This is a genomic window from Virgibacillus halotolerans (assembly GCF_016908515.1).
Taxonomy (GTDB): Bacteria; Bacillota; Bacilli; order Bacillales; family Amphibacillaceae; genus Virgibacillus_M; species Virgibacillus_M halotolerans.
Map to the genome: position 1 here is coordinate 248,142 of NZ_JAFBEA010000004.1, position 17,058 is coordinate 265,199.

Consider the following 17,058-nt stretch of genomic DNA (forward strand, 5'->3'; position numbering starts at 1 on the left):
ATACATGAAGCGAGAGATCAATGTTTGGTGGGCACTATTACCACTTGTCGTAATGGTTGTTGTGATGATTTTAACTGTAGTTGTTTTTGAACAGGAACCACATATTCCATTAATTGTCGGTACTGTTGTAGCTGGACTGGTTGCATGGAAGCATGGATTTAACTGGAAGGAAATTGAAGAAATGATGTATAAAGGAATCAAACTAGCACTGCCTGCGATTGTGATCATTATGTTGGTTGGGCTTACGATTGGAGCGTGGATCGGCGGTGGAGTAGTCGCCACAATGATTTATTATGGATTGAAGATCATCTCCCCATCCTTTTTTCTTGTAACGATTGCCATTATATGTGCTGCTGTATCACTCGCCATTGGCAGTTCCTGGGCAACCATGGCCACGATTGGGGTAGCTGGCATGGGAATTGGGATGAGTATGGGAATTCCTGCTGCAATGGTCGCCGGTGCTGTTATATCTGGAGCTTACTTTGGTGATAAAATGTCTCCTTTATCAGACACAACAAACCTAGCATCCGGTTTAACCAACACTGACTTATTCGTACATATTAAGCATATGTTCTATACAACCATTCCGGGGTTAGTGATCGCCCTTGGGGTTTTTGCCTATTTGGGTAAAGATTTTGGTTCAAAAGGTTTCGTATCTGAAGATATAACAAAAATGATCACTGATTTACAGGAGCATTTTGTTATTTCACCAGTATTATTGCTTGTCCCGCTTGCGGTTATTTTGCTTGTGGCGTTAAAGGTTCCCGCAGCACCCGCGCTATTCGTCGGGATATTACTTGGATTTTTATCGCAAACATTTATTCAAGGGGACTCCATTACATTCGCAATGGAAGCATTACAAAGTGGCTACAAAATTGAAACATCCAATGAGATGATTTCCGAACTATTTAACAGCGGTGGACTCGATTCGATGATGTACACTGTTTCCATGGCAATTGTTGCCATGACATTCGGTGGTATTCTAGAATTTTCTGGTATGCTGCAAGCAATTATGAACCAATTGTTAAAAGTTATCAAATCTACTGGATCGTTAGTTGCTTCTACCGTTGTTGCTTGTTTTTTTACCAATGCAACTTGTTCGGAGCAGTATGTATCCATCGTTGTTCCGTCACGCATGTTTGCTAAAGTATATACCGAGAAAGGTCTCCATTCGAAAAATCTATCACGTGCACTGGAAGATGGTGGTACCCTAACCTCTGTATTCGTTCCTTGGAATACATGTGGTGTGTTTATTTTAGCAACACTAGGTGTGAATGCATTTGCTTATGCACCTTATGCGATATTAAATTTTATCGTACCCATTATTTCAATCATTTACGCTTTCACCGGATTTTCTATTGTAAAATTAACCAAAACAGAACAAATGGAAATACTTGCTTCTCAAGCAGAAGAGGAAGCAATCGGCTAATTAAAATTACTGACAGGGAGGAACAATTTTAAAACCTTATCTGCCAGATATATGTTGAAAATCAAGGTCAACACCAAGGCTAATCCCACTAGATACTTTGTATTTTAAAGGGGATTAGCCTTCGCCTTGCTTTCAAATTGGAAGGAATTTCTGGTATATGCTACTAATTATACCCCTTTCTCGTCTTACTTTGCGTTCTATCAGAAATAGCCAGTGTTAGCCGGTCAATGATAATTGCGATAAATACGATACTAATACCTGCTTCAAATCCTTGCGCCACATCAATTCGATTTAAAGCCGATAATACTTCCAAACCAAGACCTTCCACGCCTACCATGGAAGCAACTACAACCATCGCAAGTGCCATCATCGTTGTTTGGTTCACACCAGTCATGATTGTTGGCAGTGCTTGAGGAATCTGTACCTTCCTGAGTAACTGCCATTTCGACGAACCAAATGATAAACCAGCCTCTACTACTTCTTGCGGAACCCCACGAATCGCCAAATTCGTTAGACGCATAATTGGTGGTAGTGCATAAATAATCGTAGAAAGCACACCTGGAACAAGTCCCAAACCAAAGAAAAAGATTCCTGGAATAAGATAAACAAAAGACGGCATCGTTTGCATCGCATCAAGCAACGGTTTCATAACGGTTTCAAGTCGATTACTAGAAGCCATGATAATCCCAAGGGGTAACCCAATAATGATGGTAATAACCATACTTGCAATGACAATGGTTAATGTATACATCGTCGCTTCCCACAATCCAAACATACCGATTAAAAATAAAAAGGCACTATAAAGAATACCCGACCAAATGGATTTATATTGGCAAGCGAGTAGAAAAATGACCAAAATAAAATACCACCAAGGAACCCATAGGAGAAAATCATTCAAATTAACAAATACCCATAGGAGTCCAGTTTTAATCGCATCAAAAAGTCCTGTCCAATGAACGGTTAACCAACTGACAATAATATCAATATAATTTCCTATATGGAAAGTTAGTTTCTCTGGAAATGCAAACATACGTAAACCTTCACCTCTCTTTCTTACCTACTAGTCCAATGCTGCTAATGCAGCTTTAACTTTTTCAGCAATGTCTTCTGGAAGCCAATCCGACCATACTGCTTCATTATTTTCTAAGAACCATAAAGCCGCTTCCTCTGGCGTTGCCTCATTATCCTGCATATAAAGCAGTGCATCCCCTGTTAAAGCACTCGAAGTTTCATAGTTACTTAAAAACGCTGTAATTTCTGGTGCCCGTTCTGTTAACTCTTTATTTGCTACAATGAGCGCTGGGTTTTCAGGAAATTCAGTGCCAAAATTCTCATTAAAAACCTCCTCATCATATGCTGGTTCTTCAAGACGTGTCATATCATACTTACTCAAGGTCCATGTTGGTGACCATTGATAACCAACCCAAGGTTCAAAATTCATAAATGCTTTTTCAATCGATGCAGAGATCGCGCCTGCGGACCCCGGTGTAAAATAATTATAATACGCATTCAAACCATACGTATTAACTTTCTCCTCCAAAATATCATGAATAACGGTTCCACTTTGCGTACCAATGATCATACCTTTAGACGGATCTTCGGGATCTGTAAATAGCTCTGGATATTTTTTCAAATCCTCCACTGTTTCTAAATCAGGTGCCATTGGTTCAATTCCGTTCTCTGGATCACCTTCGATAACAAATGTTGGTACAAAGAATCCTTGATCATCGGTTACAAGATTTGTTGAAAGTTCGACCACCTCATCAGCAGCCAGCGCCTCCAAGTATGGTTCCTCCATGTTGTTGTACCAAAGTTCCATATAAACATCGATTTCACCTGTTGTAAGTCCTGTAAATGTCGCAATAGAAGAACCGTTTATAAAGTTAACAGGATAATCATAGCCATTTTCAATAATAAATGCTGCGATAAAATTATGTACTTGCATACTATCCCATCCACCATCAGCAATGGAAATCGGTTCTTTATTTGTAACATTCATTTCATCCTCTGACACATTGCTGTATATTCCTAACCCAATTAAAATAACTAACATAAAAGACCAAATATATCTCCACTTTTTTCGCATTTTCTTTCTCCTTTCCAAAGTAAGTGTATCATTTTAATTGGGTTAAGTAATATTAATTTCCACATTTGTAGTTATTTTGATATATTTGACAAATATAATATTTGGATAGTACTGATTTGTTATTAAACAATGGAATTTAAATTTAGCCATTAAAAACTAGGATAAATTACTGCCCCAGTATTGTCTTAGAGAAAAACATTATCAAATATGTCTTTTTTTGCTATGGTAGAATAGATATTGGATCATTTATTGTTAGAAGAATGTGACTGCTATGAATTAAACTAGGAAATACGGGAATATATTTGCTTAAGCACGAGCAATATTTCAGTGATAATCAGCTCATTAAAATTACTTACAGGAAGGAACTTCTATCTATGAAAATAACAGAAATTGAAATATCCGCGATTAACTTACCACTTATCGAACCATTTATCATCAGTTATGCACGATTAGATACCATGCCATCTATTATTGTTAAAATAACAACCGATACGGGAATTATCGGGTATGGTGAAGGGGTGGCTGACGAACATGTCACTGGCGAAAGTCAAGCAAGCACGTTTCACATACTTAAATCAACACTTGCAGCCCAATTGCTAGGTGAGGATCCAATGCAGATGGAGCGAATTCATGATGTCATGAGCAAGGCAATTTTTGGCGTTCCAACAGCAAAGGCTGCCATCGATATTGCTTGTTATGACATCATTGGAAAAGCATTAGGTGTGCCTGTTTATACGCTTTTAGGTGGACGGTATCATGAAGAATTCCCGATTACACATGTACTGAGCATCGGGAAACCGGAGGATATGGCTGCGGAAGCCGCGACCCGCGTGAAACAAGGGTATCGTTCTTTTAAAATGAAAGTGGGAACGAATATGTTAGAAGATGTTAAACGGATTCAAGCGGTTCGCGCCAATGTCGCTGAAGACATCGCTATTCGCGCGGATGTGAATCAGGGCTGGCAATCCAGTTCCCAGACACTACAAGCGCTCAACATGTTAGACGGTGTTTCACTGGATTGGTTGGAACAACCTGTTTCCGCCGATGATATTGACGGAATGGTCGAGGTAAAATCAAAGTCACCCGTTCCAATGATGATCGACGAAGGCTTGCGTGGTTTCCGGGAAATGCGAGAAATCATTGCGAAACGCGCAGCAGACAAGGTAAATATTAAGCTGATGAAATGTGGTGGTATTTATCCAGCGATGAAGCTTGCACATATGGCTGAAATGGCTGGGATTGATTGTCAGGTCGGTTCAATGGTAGAGTCATCGATCGGTTCCGCTGCAGGGTTTCATGTCGCCTTTTCAAAAAAAGTGATTACAAGTGTCGAATTAACTGGTCCACTTAAATTTTCCAAAGATATTGGGAACCTGCATTATGATTTCCCGTTTATTCGATTAAATGAGCAGCCTGGATTAGGAATAGACATCGACCAAGCTGCACTGAATGAACTAACTATAAAAAAAGAGAGGGTGTGCTTATGAGAAAACAAATTGCCACGGGTGCACTGCGAGATGAACGCGTTATTCAAATAGCGCATTTAACGATAGCAGACTTGCCTATTATTATGCAGCTTCAAACAAAGGTGAAGCAGACACTGGATACGGATGCATTTTTATCTCCACTGAGTGAGGCAGAATTTACGCGCATTTTAACCGGAAATGGAATCATGGTTGGCGCCTTTGTTGATGAAAAAATGATCGCCTTTCGTGCGATGCTGATACCCGAATTGGATGCAGAACATCTCGGGATAGATGCTGGTCTTTCTCAAGCGGAATTGCCTAACGTTATTTACTCAGAAATTTCCAATGTTGATCCGGATTATCGTGGGAATGGCCTGCAAAATTATATGGGAAAATTACTAATGCGCGAAATTGATCGTCAGCAATTCCGTTATGTTTGTGCAACGGTTTCGCCAAACAATATTCCAAGTATTAAAGATAAGTTTTCACTTGGCTTACAAATCATCGGATTAAAGAAAAAATATGAAGGCGTGCTGCGGTATATATTTATGAAGGATTTAACTGTTAACTACAAGGACAGTGACTATGATGAAATGCAGCTGGTCCCAGAAGATGATATTAAAGAACAACAGAAATTGATTCAATCAGGTTTCCGAGGCATCCGGCTTAAAAAAAGTGATGGGAAATGGTATATCAAGTATGGAAGGTGACTGTCTCCCAATTTTGGGCTGCTGATGTGCGAGTGCGGGCCACTGACGAGCGACTCGGGACGCTGACGCGCGACTTCGGGCGCTAACGCGCGACTTCGGGATGCTGACGAGCGACTTCAGGACGCTACCGTGCGAGTTCGGGCCACTAACGCGCGACTTCAGCTTACTACCGCGCGAGCCCGCACTCATGCATCACGCAAAAAAAAGCCCCTCCTGCTTCTCAGCAAAAGGGGCTCACATTATGCTATATTATCCACGTAATGCCTTAATCTCTTCCATTTCCTGCATCACAAGCTTAATCAATGGATGATCTGCTCCCAGTTCAGAAACAGTTTGCAATGTTTTCTCGTATCCTTGTTCGTTAATCAGTTGCTGCAATTTGACTGCTTCTTCATCCTGTTCATTTTCATATGCTAATACTGTTGCAATTACTTTTGCAAGGTAAACCGGCTGCTCGCCCGTCACATCCATATAGACAGTGGCTGGTCGGATTAACCGATCATGCGCCCCTAGCTTACGAATGGGACCACGGCCGACCCTTGTTACTTCATCAGAAATGTACGGGTTTTTAAAACGCTCAATAATCTTATTAATATAGGTTTGGTGTACTGCTCGATCAAAATGATAAGTTTGGATAATCGCTTCGCCAGATTCACTTAACGCACCTCTAATGATTTCCTGTACGCTGGCATCGTCCATTGCTTCTTTAATCGTTGTATACCCCTTGTAACGGCCGATATATGCCGCCGTCGCATGTCCTGTATTAACGGTAAACAGTTTTCGTTCGATATATGGTGTAAGATCTCTTACAAACGTTATCCCATCAATTGCTGGCTTTTCGCCTTTGATCGCTGTTTCATCAACAACCCACTCATAGAATGGTTCAACCGATACTTCCAGCGGGTCCTCGTTTACTTGATTCGGAACAATTCTATCAACAGCAGCATCAGGGAATCCAAACGCATCATTAAATGCTTGTTGCTCTGCTTCTGCTACGTATTCCATTACTTTTTCTTTTAACAACGTGCTCCCACCGACCATGTTTTCACATGCGATGATATTCAGCGGTTGCTGCCCCTTTTTCATGCGTTCTTGCAGTCCTTTTGCAATGAGTTCAGCAATCATCGGTAAAATATGTGGTCCAACAGCGGCGGTCACAATGTCTGCTCCCACTATCGCTTCAATCACCTGATCCGGATGGTTCACACTATTGATGCCGGAAACATTTTTCACTGTCAATGTTTCACTATTTTCCGCAGCAAGTACGACATTGTATTGCTGTTTTTCATTCAATTCCTGAATCACAGCCTCGTTTACATCCACAAATGTTGTATGGTAATTTGCCTGGTAAAGCAGGGCACCGATAAAACCACGGCCGATGTTCCCTGCGCCAAAGTGTACTGCTTGCATTTAGTTCACCTCATCGAAAATACGGATGATTTCTTCTTTTGAAGTTGTATCCAATATTTTTTGGATGTTTTCTTCCTCAGATAGGACGATGGCTATTTTAGATAGTACTTCCAGATGTTCGTCACCTTTTCCGGCAATACCGATAAGTACTTTCACGATATTTCCATCACCAAAATCAACGCCTTCAGGTACTGTAACAACCGAAAGTCCAGTTTCTTTGACTAAGCCTTTTGCTTCCTCTGTGCCATGTGGAATCGCAACTTGGTTCCCCATAAATGTGGATGTTAGTTCTTCTCTTTCCAACATTTTTTCAATATAGTCCGCGTCAACATATCCGTTATCTACCAGGATACCACCTGTATAACGAATCGCCTCTTCTTTATTGCCTAATGCTACATTTAAATTAATATTATCGATGCTTAAAACTTCTTTTGCCATGATTCATGCACTCCTTATAGTAAATTTTTTTCTTGTAAAAACTGATGAAATTCTTCGGACAGGAATTGTTTAATCATTGCTTCATCCCCCGATTCGAACAATGTAATACTTGTTTGATCTTGTATGATGACACTACTTAAATAGCTCAGTACTTCCAAGGCTTCCTGATGGATTGCCTCAGGAGCGAGCATGATCAGTAATGTATCTACCTTCGTTGAAGCGCCATCCATCCCAGCGACTGTCAAAGGTTCCCGTAATCGATAGATTGAAAAATGGGGCTTCGCTATATTATCTGAACGCGTATGGTAAAGTGCAAGCGACGTCCCCGGAATCCCAAGACCACTTATCCTTTCCCTTTTCAGCAGTTGATTCAACACGATTTCGTTATTTGTTAGCCATCCTTCTTCTTCCAATTGGTCACAAATCATACTTAACATTTTTTCAATACCATCCGCTTCTACCAATTGGGTGACACGAAAGGCTTTTAATATACTTAAAATGGCTTCCGTATAGTTCTGAATGGCTTCTAACTGGGTTGTAAAGTTTTCACCTACTGCATGTGCTTGTTTCGGTTTTACTTCCTGTTTCGCCTCGGTTGCCTGGTAGGTCAGTTTCCTTTGTCTGATGGCTTTCTTAATTTGTTGCACTTCCGCCTCTGTTAGCATTGGTGACGCAAGGATATATTTTCCATCAAATCCCTGTAATGGGATCGTCGATACGATCAAGTCATAAGTTTCCATATCAGCATTGCTCACATCAAACATCGATGCATTGTCTACCTGTTTAATCTCTGGTACTACCTGCATTATTTTGTTTGCCAACATTTTCGCGGTGCCAATACCACTGGAACAAATAACGAGCGCTTTTAAGTTTAATGCTATTTCACCATGCAAGAGCATCGCCGCAAAGTGGAGCACAAGATAGCCAATTTCGTCATCAGGGAAATCCAAATCAGGAAACGCTGCATGTGCCCCTTCTTGAACAAGATGAAAAAGGTCATCATAGTCATTCCTGATTTGCTCAATCAGTGGGTTGCTAATATGCATCCCTTGCTCCAATCGATAGATCGCTGGTTTCAAATGGGCAACCAAATCATGAAGCAATGTCGTGTTATCCGAGAAATCCACATCCAAACTTTCGCCAATATACCGGATCAATGCTTTTGCATGTAAACGGATATCCAAATCGGCATCCGCCTGTACTTGTTGGGGATTCAATCGCAACTTGGCTCCCAGTAGATGCATCGTAATATACCCGATTTCATCATCCGGAATATCCATATGCAGCGTCTTTTTTAGATCATGAATCATTTGCCCTGCGATCTGGTATTCCTTCGTTTCTTCGATTTGCTTTAAATAAACCGGATCAAATGTAATTGTATCCCCTTTTTGCAGTCGCTCAATAGCGAGCGCAAGATGGACAACCAGACCAACATGGGCGCTATCCGCTAATTCATACGGTAATTCTGAACGTGTTTGCTCCACTCTTTTTTCAATCACATTAAGACGATCCGGGTTTACGAGCCCTAATAAACGGTCGGAAATCACATTACCTGTATGCTTTGACTTTTTCTGGATATTTTCTTTTATCAAAGATACAAAATCAAATGGATCCAAGTGCTGCGTAATTAAATAATTAATCGCAGCGCGTTTATCTGCCTCATCGCCCGTAATTTTCACTCCATACCCTCTTCTTCTAATCAGGGTGAGATGAAAATCGGCGAGCGTTTCTTCGATTTGCGTCAGGTCATTGCTTACCGTTGCAATGGTAACTTTCAGCTCATCTGCAAGGGTGAACAGCTTGATTGGTTCGTTCGTTTCAAAAAGTGTCGAGAGCATAATCGCTTGCCGCTCCTCCGGTGTAAATTCCACGAACGATGCACTGGAAAGTGCCAGTTCCAATTGCTGCTTATTCGTGTTTTTTCCAATCATCCGGAGGCCAACCCCAGCTTTTTTTATGAGCTCCAATTGATAAGGGGCAATCACTTTTTCAATACTTTTCAAGTCACGGTGGATGGTTCGTTCACTTACTTCCAGCTTTCCCGCAACTTCTTTTACTGTCATTTCTGCATCTGCATGTAGTAAAAGCTCTATCACTTTCCGTTCGCGACCAGGTATATACATACTGTTCACCACTTAAAACATTATTTTTTAAGCCGATCGATCAACGCATCGTACGCCGGACTGTTTAAGAAGTTTTCCACTGATATGTGCTCTGCCGTTGGTAATTTAGCTTTCGCACGATCGGTTAAATCTTTATGCGTGATCACGATATCTGCATCATCTGGTATGTCATTGATCGCCTTGTTCGTTACAAATATATCGATACCCGCTTTTTTGAATTTATTTTTCAGTAACGATGATCCCATTGCACTCGAACCCATTCCAGCATCACAGGCAAAGATAACTTTATGGATATCTTCTGATGCTTTCTGTTCTTCTGCTGGTTCGTCTGTATCTGCTTTCGGCTCTTCTGCTACTGTACCCGTTTCAGAGTTTTTCAAGCGATCGACCAATTCATCATACGCTGGACTGCTTAAGAAATTTTCCACCGAAATATGTTCAGCTGTTGGTAACTTCGCTTTCGCACGATCGGTTAGGTCCTGATGCGTGATTACGATATCCGCATCGTCCGGTATGTCATTGATCGCTTTATTTGTTACAAATATATCAATATCTGCCTTTTTAAATTTATTTTTCAACAATGATGATCCCATCGCACTCGAACCCATTCCCGCATCACAAGCAAAAATAACTTTATTGATGTCGTTGGATGCTTTCTTCGCTTCAACTGGCTCCGTTGCTTCTACTTCCGTTTCTTCTTTTAACGCGCCAGCTACGGAACTTTTCTTACCTTTCATTGCTTCCATTTTACCAGTTGCTTCCGATAAATCCTCGTCCGTTGCTTTACTTGTTCGTAAAATAAACGATGCAATCAGGAAGGATACGATTGCCGCAACAGCAACTCCCGCGATGACTCCAAGGTAACTGCCTTGTTTTGTCAGTGCCATGATGGAAACAATACTACCTGGTGATGCTGGAGCAACCAACCCTGCACCAAACAATTGGAACATGAATACACCACTGACACCACCACCCATTACAGCTAAAAGTAATGCTGGTTTCATGAGCACGTATGGGAAGTAAATCTCATGTATCCCACCAAAGAATTGAATGATCGCGGTCCCCGGTGCAGATGCTTTCGATGCACCTTTACCAAAAATAGAAAATGCGATTAAGAGACCAAGCCCAGGTCCTGGGTTTGCTTCAAGTAGGTACAAAATAGATTTCCCTGCAACTGCAGTCTGTTCTGCCCCAATTGGGGTCAATATACCATGGTTAATCGCGTTATTTAGGAACAGCACTTTCGCCGGTTCAATAATAATATTTGCCAGCGGCAGTAGTCCTGCATTAATAATGACCTCTACCCCTGCTGCTAATAAAGTATTAAACGCTACAACTACAGGTCCAATTCCATATAAGGAAACGATTGCCAGAGCCGCAGCTAAGAACCCGGCCGAGAAGTTGTTATAAAGCATTTCGAACCCGGATTTAACTTTATCCTGAAACACTTGGTCGATCTTTTTCATCAAATACCCAGCCAATGGCCCGATAATCATCGCACCTAAAAACATCGGTATATCTGCACCGACAATAACACCCATCGTTGCTGTAGCACCGACGACACCACCACGAATATCATAGACCATTCGTCCACCAGTGAATGCAATTAATAGTGGTAAAAGGTAGGTAAGCATAGGATCAACCATGGATGCCAGGTCCGCATTTGGTATCCAACCATCTTCAATAAATAAAGCGGTGATAACCCCCCACGCAATAAAAGCACCGATATTAGGCATAATCATTCCACTTAAGTAACTGCCAAATCGCTGCAATTTCGCACGGAATCCTTTGTCCGCCATATAAAAATCTCCCCTCGAGTATAAAATATTTTTTAAATAAAAATGCGCAGCAAAACGTTGCCTATCATCAGGCAACGAAACAAACTTCTTAGATGTCATGATGACTTTCGCAGCACACCATTTTATTTCCTATCCTTATTTTACCTCGCTTTCGCTAGCCTATTCAATATAATCTAAACAGCAATTTGGCATAGAAGATGTTGCCATGATTTAATAAGTATATGAATAATACTATTGTAGAATTTCCTGTGCATTAAATTTACGCTATATTGGCTAAAAACTGCTAGATCAGCCTTTAAACCTGTTTCTTCATCGTATAAAAAGGGAATAAGATAAAATATATACAGGAAAGGATGAAACCATTGGAAAAGTTATTTCATATCACAACAAATCATCACGCTGAAATGGTAGATATCACGACAGAAATTGAAGATTGGATTGTGGAGGCTGGTGTCAAAGATGCTATGTTGATTGTTTCCTCGTTACATACGACGGCTGGAATCACAGTAAATGAAAACGCCGATCCTGATGTAAAAACAGATTTTCTTATGCGGCTTGATGAAATTTATCCGTGGCATCATCGTAAAGATCGTCACGCCGAAGGAAACACGGCAGCACATTTGAAAACAAGTACCGTTGGTCATGCACAAACCTTGGTTGTTTCTAATGGAGAATTGGTACTTGGAACATGGCAAGGCATCTATTTTTGTGAATTTGATGGTCCGCGCAACCGGAAATTTCATGTGAAAATGGTATCCTAATCAGTATGCCGTTGGACGCACCCTATTACTTCAAGTGTAATTTACCATTACAGAATTGTTATTTTTTTGAAAAAACATATGTTGACATACAATTATAAAATGTGTATATTATTAAATAACAACTAAATTAATGAATCAATTCTTATCCAGAGAGGTGGAGGGACTGGCCCTTTGATACCTCGGCAACAGGCTTTTTTAGTACTGTGCCAATTCCTGCTCGTGTAATAACTGAGAAGATAAGAAGAGTGAAAACAACCTATGTGTCCTCTTCTATTCTTGAAGAGGACTTTTTGTTTTTCCTGCTGATTGGACGTCCATAAGCAGCATTCAATTATTAGGGGGCATGTATGAATAAGGTAAATGAATTAAAAATGAAACACATTCAAGCCACTTTGGAACAACTGGAGTATGGATCGGTTAGCATTACCGTACATGAAGGTGAAATAACACAAATTGACACAACAGAAAAGAAACGTTTTGCACTAACAGGAAACAACAAACACAAAACAAAATAAGGCAGTGCCCATTAGACAACTAAAGGCATCTTTTTATTCGGGAACCCCGTTTATCAAGTATGCCTTTTTTATTTCGCCTAAAAAAGGAGGAGTGATAACGATGGATTTATTAGCTGCATTGAAGGAACGCATCCTCATTGGGGACGGGGCAATGGGAACATTGCTTTATTCCTACGGGGTGGATCGTAGTTTTGAGGAACTGAATCTAACACATGAAGAACAAATCACACAGGTCCACCAATCCTATATAGATGCAGGTGCAGATTTGATCCAAACCAATACATATGGTGCGAATTACCTTAAACTATCTCGCTATGGATTGGAAGACCACGTCAAAAAGATAAATACAGCAGCCATTCGCCTAGCGAAGAAAGCGGCTGGAAACCAAACCTATGTACTTGGAACGATTGGAGGCATCCACGGAACCCAATCCTTACTTGGGACAAAAGAGGAAATCAAAAGAAGCTTCAGGGAGCAATTGTATTGCATGCTGCTTGAGGATGTCGATGGACTTCTGTTGGAAACCTATTATAACTTGGATGAATTAACGACTGTTCTGAAGATCGCACGGGAAGAAACGGACCTGCCAATTATCACGAACGTATCCATGCATGAGGCAGGTATTATGGAAGATGGCACCCTTTTACCTGATGCATTAAAGCAATTAGATGATACGGGAGCAGATGTTGTCGGAATCAATTGCCGACTAGGACCTTTTCATATGATTGAATCATTAAAAGACGTGCCAATACGACAGACATCATTTCTGGCAGCATATCCAAATGCCAGTTTGCCCGCATACCACGAGGGCAAGCTCATTTATGAAAATGAACCCGATTATTTCGAGAACTGTGCAAGGGATTTTCGTAATGAAGGTGTCCGTCTGATTGGCGGCTGTTGTGGCACGACACCTGCACACGTCAAGGCGTTGACAAGAGGTATTAAAAATTTAAAACCATTAGCCAACAAGCAAATTAGCCCAAGGCCTGATCCTGTCCAAATAAGGAAAACCGACTCGCCTACTGAAACACCTTTACAAGAAATTGCCCGTAGGCGTCATTCCGTCATTGTGGAGCTTGATGCACCAAAGCATTTGGATACAGGCAAATTTTTAGAAGGTGTAATGGCATTAAAAACAATTGGTGTCGATGCCATCACACTTGCGGATAACTCATTGGCAACACCAAGGATAAGCAACCTTGCCATCGCATCAAAAATTAAAAATGAAATCGGGATCAGACCACTCGTTCACTTGACGTGTCGAGATCGAAATCTAATTGGTCTACAATCCCATTTAATGGGACTGCATACATTGGGAATTCATGACATTCTGGCGATTACCGGGGACCCAACTAAGATAGGAGACTTCCCTGGTGCGACATCCGTGTTCGATGTCACTTCTTTTGATCTGATTCGCTTGATCAAACAAGGTAATGAAGGCCGTTCCTTTTCTGGAAAATCACTTCGACAGCGAACACTTTTTCAAGTCGGGGCTGCCTTTAATCCCAATGTGGCTAATTTAGATAAAGCAGTAGAACGAATGAAGAAAAAGGTGGATTGTGGTGCAGACTACTTTCTCACCCAGCCAATCTTCAGTGCAGAGAGGATTGAGGTACTGGGCGAAGCAACGAAAGACTTGGACACACCCATTTATGTAGGAATCATGCCACTTACATCTACCAAAAATGCGGAATTTCTCCATAACGAAGTTCCCGGGATCAAGCTAACGGATGATGTCAGGGGGAAAATGAACGCCCAAGCAGGTGATCCTGCACAATCCGTCGAACAGGGCATTGCGATTGCTAAGGCATTAATTGATACGGCATTGAAACATTTCTATGGTATCTATTTGATCACACCATTCATGCGGTATGACATCATCACACAGCTCGTTACCTATATACAGGAAAAGACGCAATCGTACACAACCGAAAAGGTACAGCTGATGACACAACAAAAATAATCATATCAAGCAATTAAACCGAAGGAGGAAATATAAAAATGACAAACATTATCAGTTCGAACGTAGGCTATCCAAGAATCGGGGAAAACAGAGAATGGAAACGTGCACTAGAAAAATTTTGGAAGCAGGAAATTTCAGAGACAGCATTACTGGAGGAGACAACGCAGCTAAGGCTAAACAACCTGCAAAAGCAGCAAGATCTAGGTGTCGAACTCATACCTGTTGGTGATGCTTCACTCTATGACCATGTATTGGATACATCTATCATGTTCGGTATTATACCTGAGCGGTTTAAATACGATGGCGGCGAAGTCGATCTGGACACCTATTTTTCCATTGCTCGTGGCACCAATGACGCCGTTGCATCTGAAATGACAAAATGGTTTAACACGAATTACCATTACATCGTACCTGAACTCAGGCATGCAAAACCTACATTAACTAGTAATCGCCCACTTGCCTTTTATCAAGAAGCCAAAGATAAAATTGGCATTGATGGCAAGCCTGTCATTTTAGGTCCGATCACATTCTTGAAGCTTTCAAAAGGCTACGAAGAAAAAGATTTCCCCACCCTTTTACAGCAATTTCTGCCTTTATATATTCAAGTGCTAAAGGAATTGCAAGCGGCGGGAGCATCATGGGTACAGATCGATGAACCAATTTTCGGCACCAATTTGTCCGAAGAAGTCATTACTGCGGCTAAAAATGTCTATGAGCAATTCAGCAAAGAAGCACCCAAACTAAAGCTTATTTTACAAACTTATTTTGGCGAAGTTGTAAATTACGAAGCAGTCAAATCGTTTCCCGTGAAAGCAATTGGTCTCGATTTCGTCCATGGGAACGCACTAGAATTGATCAAACAGCAGGGTTTCCCCGAAGATAAAGTACTTGCTGCTGGAATTATTAATGGGCGAAATGTCTGGTTATCGGATTTAGAATCGAAACTTGACTTGTTAGAGACAATCCGTACACATATAAAAAGTGAAACAATCATTGCTCAACCTTCCTGCTCCCTGCTGCATGTGCCAGTAACAATTAAACCGGAGGGAAATTTAGACCCGGTAATCAAGGATGGGTTAGCATTTGCCGATGAAAAGATCAGTGAAATTGTCACGCTGGCAAAGGGGTTGAAATCGGGAAAACAGCAGATACGCCAAGAATTAGCAGCAAACAAACAAAAACGTATACAGTTTACACAAGCATCAGGACGTACCAACGACGTAGTTAGAAGAAAGATAGACAATCTAACACCCACTGATACAGCACGAACATCACCATTTGCACAAAGGATTAAAAAACAAGCGGAGCAGTTGCAACTACCACTGCTTCCCACAACAACGATTGGCAGTCTGCCGCAATCTGCCGTTGTAAGACAAACAAGAACCAAATGGCGTAAGGGCGAAATCACTGCGAATCAATATGAACAATTCATTAAGGATCAAATTAATAAATGGATAAAAATCCAGGAAGAAATTGGACTTGACGTACTTGTGCATGGCGAATTTGAGCGGACAGATATGGTCGAATACTTTGGTGAAAAACTAAATGGGTTTGGCGTTACGCAATACGGCTGGGTACAATCCTATGGTTCCCGCTGTGTGAAGCCACCACTCATTACTGGGGATGTTTCCTACAAAGAAGCAATCACCGTAAAGGAGAGTATCTACGCGCAATCTCTAACAGATAAACCTGTCAAAGGCATGCTCACTGGACCGGTAACTATATTAAACTGGTCATTTGTTCATGACGATGTACCGCGCCAAACTGTACAAAATCAGATTGCTTTTGCACTTAGACAGGAAGTTGAAGCACTGGAGGAAAACGGCATTAAAATCATTCAGGTCGATGAGCCTGCATTAAGGGAAGGTCTTCCATTGGACAAAAATAGATGGCAGGAATACTTGGATGATGCGGTATATGCATTCCGATTGACAACAGCTTCCGTCCAGGATCAGACGCAAATCCATACCCATATGTGCTACTCAGAATTCCAGGAAATATTTGCGACAATTGATGGATTAGATGCGGATGTCATTTCGATTGAAACTTCCAGAAGTCATGGGGAGATCATTTCCACATTCGAAGAAAATACGTATGAAAAGGAAATCGGGCTTGGTGTATATGATATTCACAGTCCAAGAATTCCAAGCCAAGCGGAAATTAAACAAAACATTAACCGCGCATTACAATCCATTTCCCCTACGCTGTTTTGGATTAACCCAGACTGCGGGTTAAAAACGAGAAACGAAGTAGAAACGATTGGCGCATTAAAATCAATGGTAGAAGCAGCACACGAAATACGTAAAGCGCAATTTGCTAATCTGAAGCAATAGAATTGCCCGTACGCTGTACAACAAG

Annotated in this window: 13 protein-coding genes and 1 riboswitch; of the genes, 7 read left to right on the forward strand and 6 right to left on the reverse strand. The window is 41.2% G+C overall.

Going from position 1 to position 17,058, the window contains the following annotated elements:
* The first annotated feature begins 4 nt into the window (after positions 1 to 4).
* A complete protein-coding gene (gene nhaC / locus JOC34_RS12240) occupies positions 5 to 1,429 on the forward strand; it encodes a Na+/H+ antiporter NhaC (protein WP_205137054.1) in 1,425 nt (474 codons plus the stop codon).
* Between the two features lie 163 nt (positions 1,430 to 1,592).
* Here the strand turns inward: nhaC and JOC34_RS12245 are convergent, their stop codons facing one another.
* Both JOC34_RS12245 and JOC34_RS12250 read right to left on the reverse strand, forming a co-directional pair.
* Positions 1,593 to 2,459, reverse strand: a complete 867-nt coding sequence (locus JOC34_RS12245) for an ABC transporter permease (protein WP_205137055.1) — start codon at positions 2,457 to 2,459, stop codon at positions 1,593 to 1,595.
* Positions 2,460 to 2,489: 30 nt separating this feature from the next.
* Positions 2,490 to 3,515, reverse strand: a complete 1,026-nt coding sequence (locus JOC34_RS12250; RefSeq protein WP_205137056.1) for an ABC transporter substrate-binding protein — start codon at positions 3,513 to 3,515, stop codon at positions 2,490 to 2,492.
* Positions 3,516 to 3,889: 374 nt separating this feature from the next.
* On the opposite strand from JOC34_RS12250, the gene JOC34_RS12255 reads away from it, so the two are divergent.
* Together JOC34_RS12255 and JOC34_RS12260 are read left to right on the forward strand one after the other, a co-directional pair.
* Positions 3,890 to 5,002: a mandelate racemase/muconate lactonizing enzyme family protein gene (locus JOC34_RS12255; protein ID WP_205137057.1), complete on the forward strand. Its 1,113-nt coding sequence runs from the start codon at positions 3,890 to 3,892 to the stop codon at positions 5,000 to 5,002.
* Complete coding sequence (locus JOC34_RS12260; RefSeq protein ID WP_205137058.1) at positions 4,999 to 5,691, forward strand: GNAT family N-acetyltransferase; 693 nt, start codon at positions 4,999 to 5,001, stop codon at positions 5,689 to 5,691. Before JOC34_RS12255 ends, JOC34_RS12260 begins: the two co-directional genes overlap by 4 nt.
* Positions 5,692 to 5,940: 249 nt before the next feature.
* Here JOC34_RS12260 and JOC34_RS12265 read toward each other — a convergent pair whose 3' ends face one another.
* The 4 genes from JOC34_RS12265 to JOC34_RS12280 are packed head-to-tail and all read right to left on the reverse strand — an operon-like array spanning position 5,941 to position 11,461.
* Positions 5,941 to 7,101, reverse strand: a complete 1,161-nt coding sequence (locus tag JOC34_RS12265; RefSeq protein ID WP_205137059.1) for a mannitol-1-phosphate 5-dehydrogenase — start codon at positions 7,099 to 7,101, stop codon at positions 5,941 to 5,943.
* Positions 7,102 to 7,539, reverse strand: coding sequence for a PTS mannitol transporter subunit IIA (locus JOC34_RS12270; protein WP_205137060.1), 438 nt, complete (start codon positions 7,537 to 7,539; stop codon positions 7,102 to 7,104).
* A gap of 14 nt (positions 7,540 to 7,553) precedes the next feature.
* The gene (locus tag JOC34_RS12275) at positions 7,554 to 9,662 is read right to left on the reverse strand and encodes a BglG family transcription antiterminator (protein WP_205137061.1); all 2,109 of its coding nucleotides are present in this window, start codon (positions 9,660 to 9,662) and stop codon (positions 7,554 to 7,556) included.
* Between the two features lie 20 nt (positions 9,663 to 9,682).
* Positions 9,683 to 11,461, reverse strand: coding sequence for a PTS mannitol transporter subunit IIBC (locus tag JOC34_RS12280; protein ID WP_205137062.1), 1,779 nt, complete (start codon positions 11,459 to 11,461; stop codon positions 9,683 to 9,685).
* 362 nt (positions 11,462 to 11,823) lie between these two features.
* Here JOC34_RS12280 and JOC34_RS12285 point away from each other — a divergent pair, with 362 nt between their 5' ends.
* From JOC34_RS12285 to metE, 4 genes are all read left to right on the forward strand, one after another.
* Positions 11,824 to 12,222, forward strand: coding sequence for a secondary thiamine-phosphate synthase enzyme YjbQ (locus tag JOC34_RS12285; RefSeq protein ID WP_205137063.1), 399 nt, complete (start codon positions 11,824 to 11,826; stop codon positions 12,220 to 12,222).
* A 139-nt stretch (positions 12,223 to 12,361) separates the two neighbouring features.
* Positions 12,362 to 12,465, forward strand: a riboswitch (SAM riboswitch).
* A gap of 104 nt (positions 12,466 to 12,569) precedes the next feature.
* Entirely contained in the window at positions 12,570 to 12,737 is a 168-nt protein-coding gene (locus JOC34_RS12290; RefSeq protein WP_205137064.1) for a YezD family protein, read from the forward strand.
* 100 nt (positions 12,738 to 12,837) lie between these two features.
* On the forward strand, positions 12,838 to 14,700 hold the full coding sequence (locus JOC34_RS12295; RefSeq protein WP_205137065.1) for a bifunctional homocysteine S-methyltransferase/methylenetetrahydrofolate reductase: 1,863 nt from the start codon (positions 12,838 to 12,840) through the stop codon (positions 14,698 to 14,700).
* A gap of 38 nt (positions 14,701 to 14,738) precedes the next feature.
* Positions 14,739 to 17,033 (forward strand): 5-methyltetrahydropteroyltriglutamate--homocysteine S-methyltransferase, encoded by a 2,295-nt coding sequence (gene metE / locus JOC34_RS12300; RefSeq protein ID WP_205137066.1) that lies wholly within the window; start codon positions 14,739 to 14,741, stop codon positions 17,031 to 17,033.
* The last annotated feature ends 25 nt before the right edge of the window (positions 17,034 to 17,058 follow it).

What these genes read in the sequence shown, in the direction of transcription:
- nhaC (WP_205137054.1), top strand. Translation starts at nt 5, where the DNA reads ATGAAGCGAGAGATCAATGTTTGGTGGGCACTATTACCACTTGTCGTA.
- JOC34_RS12245 (WP_205137055.1), bottom strand. Translation starts at nt 2,459, where the DNA reads ATGTTTGCATTTCCAGAGAAACTAACTTTCCATATAGGAAATTATATT.
- JOC34_RS12250 (WP_205137056.1), bottom strand. Translation starts at nt 3,515, where the DNA reads ATGCGAAAAAAGTGGAGATATATTTGGTCTTTTATGTTAGTTATTTTA.
- JOC34_RS12255 (WP_205137057.1), top strand. Translation starts at nt 3,890, where the DNA reads ATGAAAATAACAGAAATTGAAATATCCGCGATTAACTTACCACTTATC.
- JOC34_RS12260 (WP_205137058.1), top strand. Translation starts at nt 4,999, where the DNA reads ATGAGAAAACAAATTGCCACGGGTGCACTGCGAGATGAACGCGTTATT.
- JOC34_RS12265 (WP_205137059.1), bottom strand. Translation starts at nt 7,101, where the DNA reads ATGCAAGCAGTACACTTTGGCGCAGGGAACATCGGCCGTGGTTTTATC.
- JOC34_RS12270 (WP_205137060.1), bottom strand. Translation starts at nt 7,539, where the DNA reads ATGGCAAAAGAAGTTTTAAGCATCGATAATATTAATTTAAATGTAGCA.
- JOC34_RS12275 (WP_205137061.1), bottom strand. Translation starts at nt 9,662, where the DNA reads ATGTATATACCTGGTCGCGAACGGAAAGTGATAGAGCTTTTACTACAT.
- JOC34_RS12280 (WP_205137062.1), bottom strand. Translation starts at nt 11,461, where the DNA reads ATGGCGGACAAAGGATTCCGTGCGAAATTGCAGCGATTTGGCAGTTAC.
- JOC34_RS12290 (WP_205137064.1), top strand. Translation starts at nt 12,570, where the DNA reads ATGAATAAGGTAAATGAATTAAAAATGAAACACATTCAAGCCACTTTG.
- JOC34_RS12295 (WP_205137065.1), top strand. Translation starts at nt 12,838, where the DNA reads ATGGATTTATTAGCTGCATTGAAGGAACGCATCCTCATTGGGGACGGG.
- metE (WP_205137066.1), top strand. Translation starts at nt 14,739, where the DNA reads ATGACAAACATTATCAGTTCGAACGTAGGCTATCCAAGAATCGGGGAA.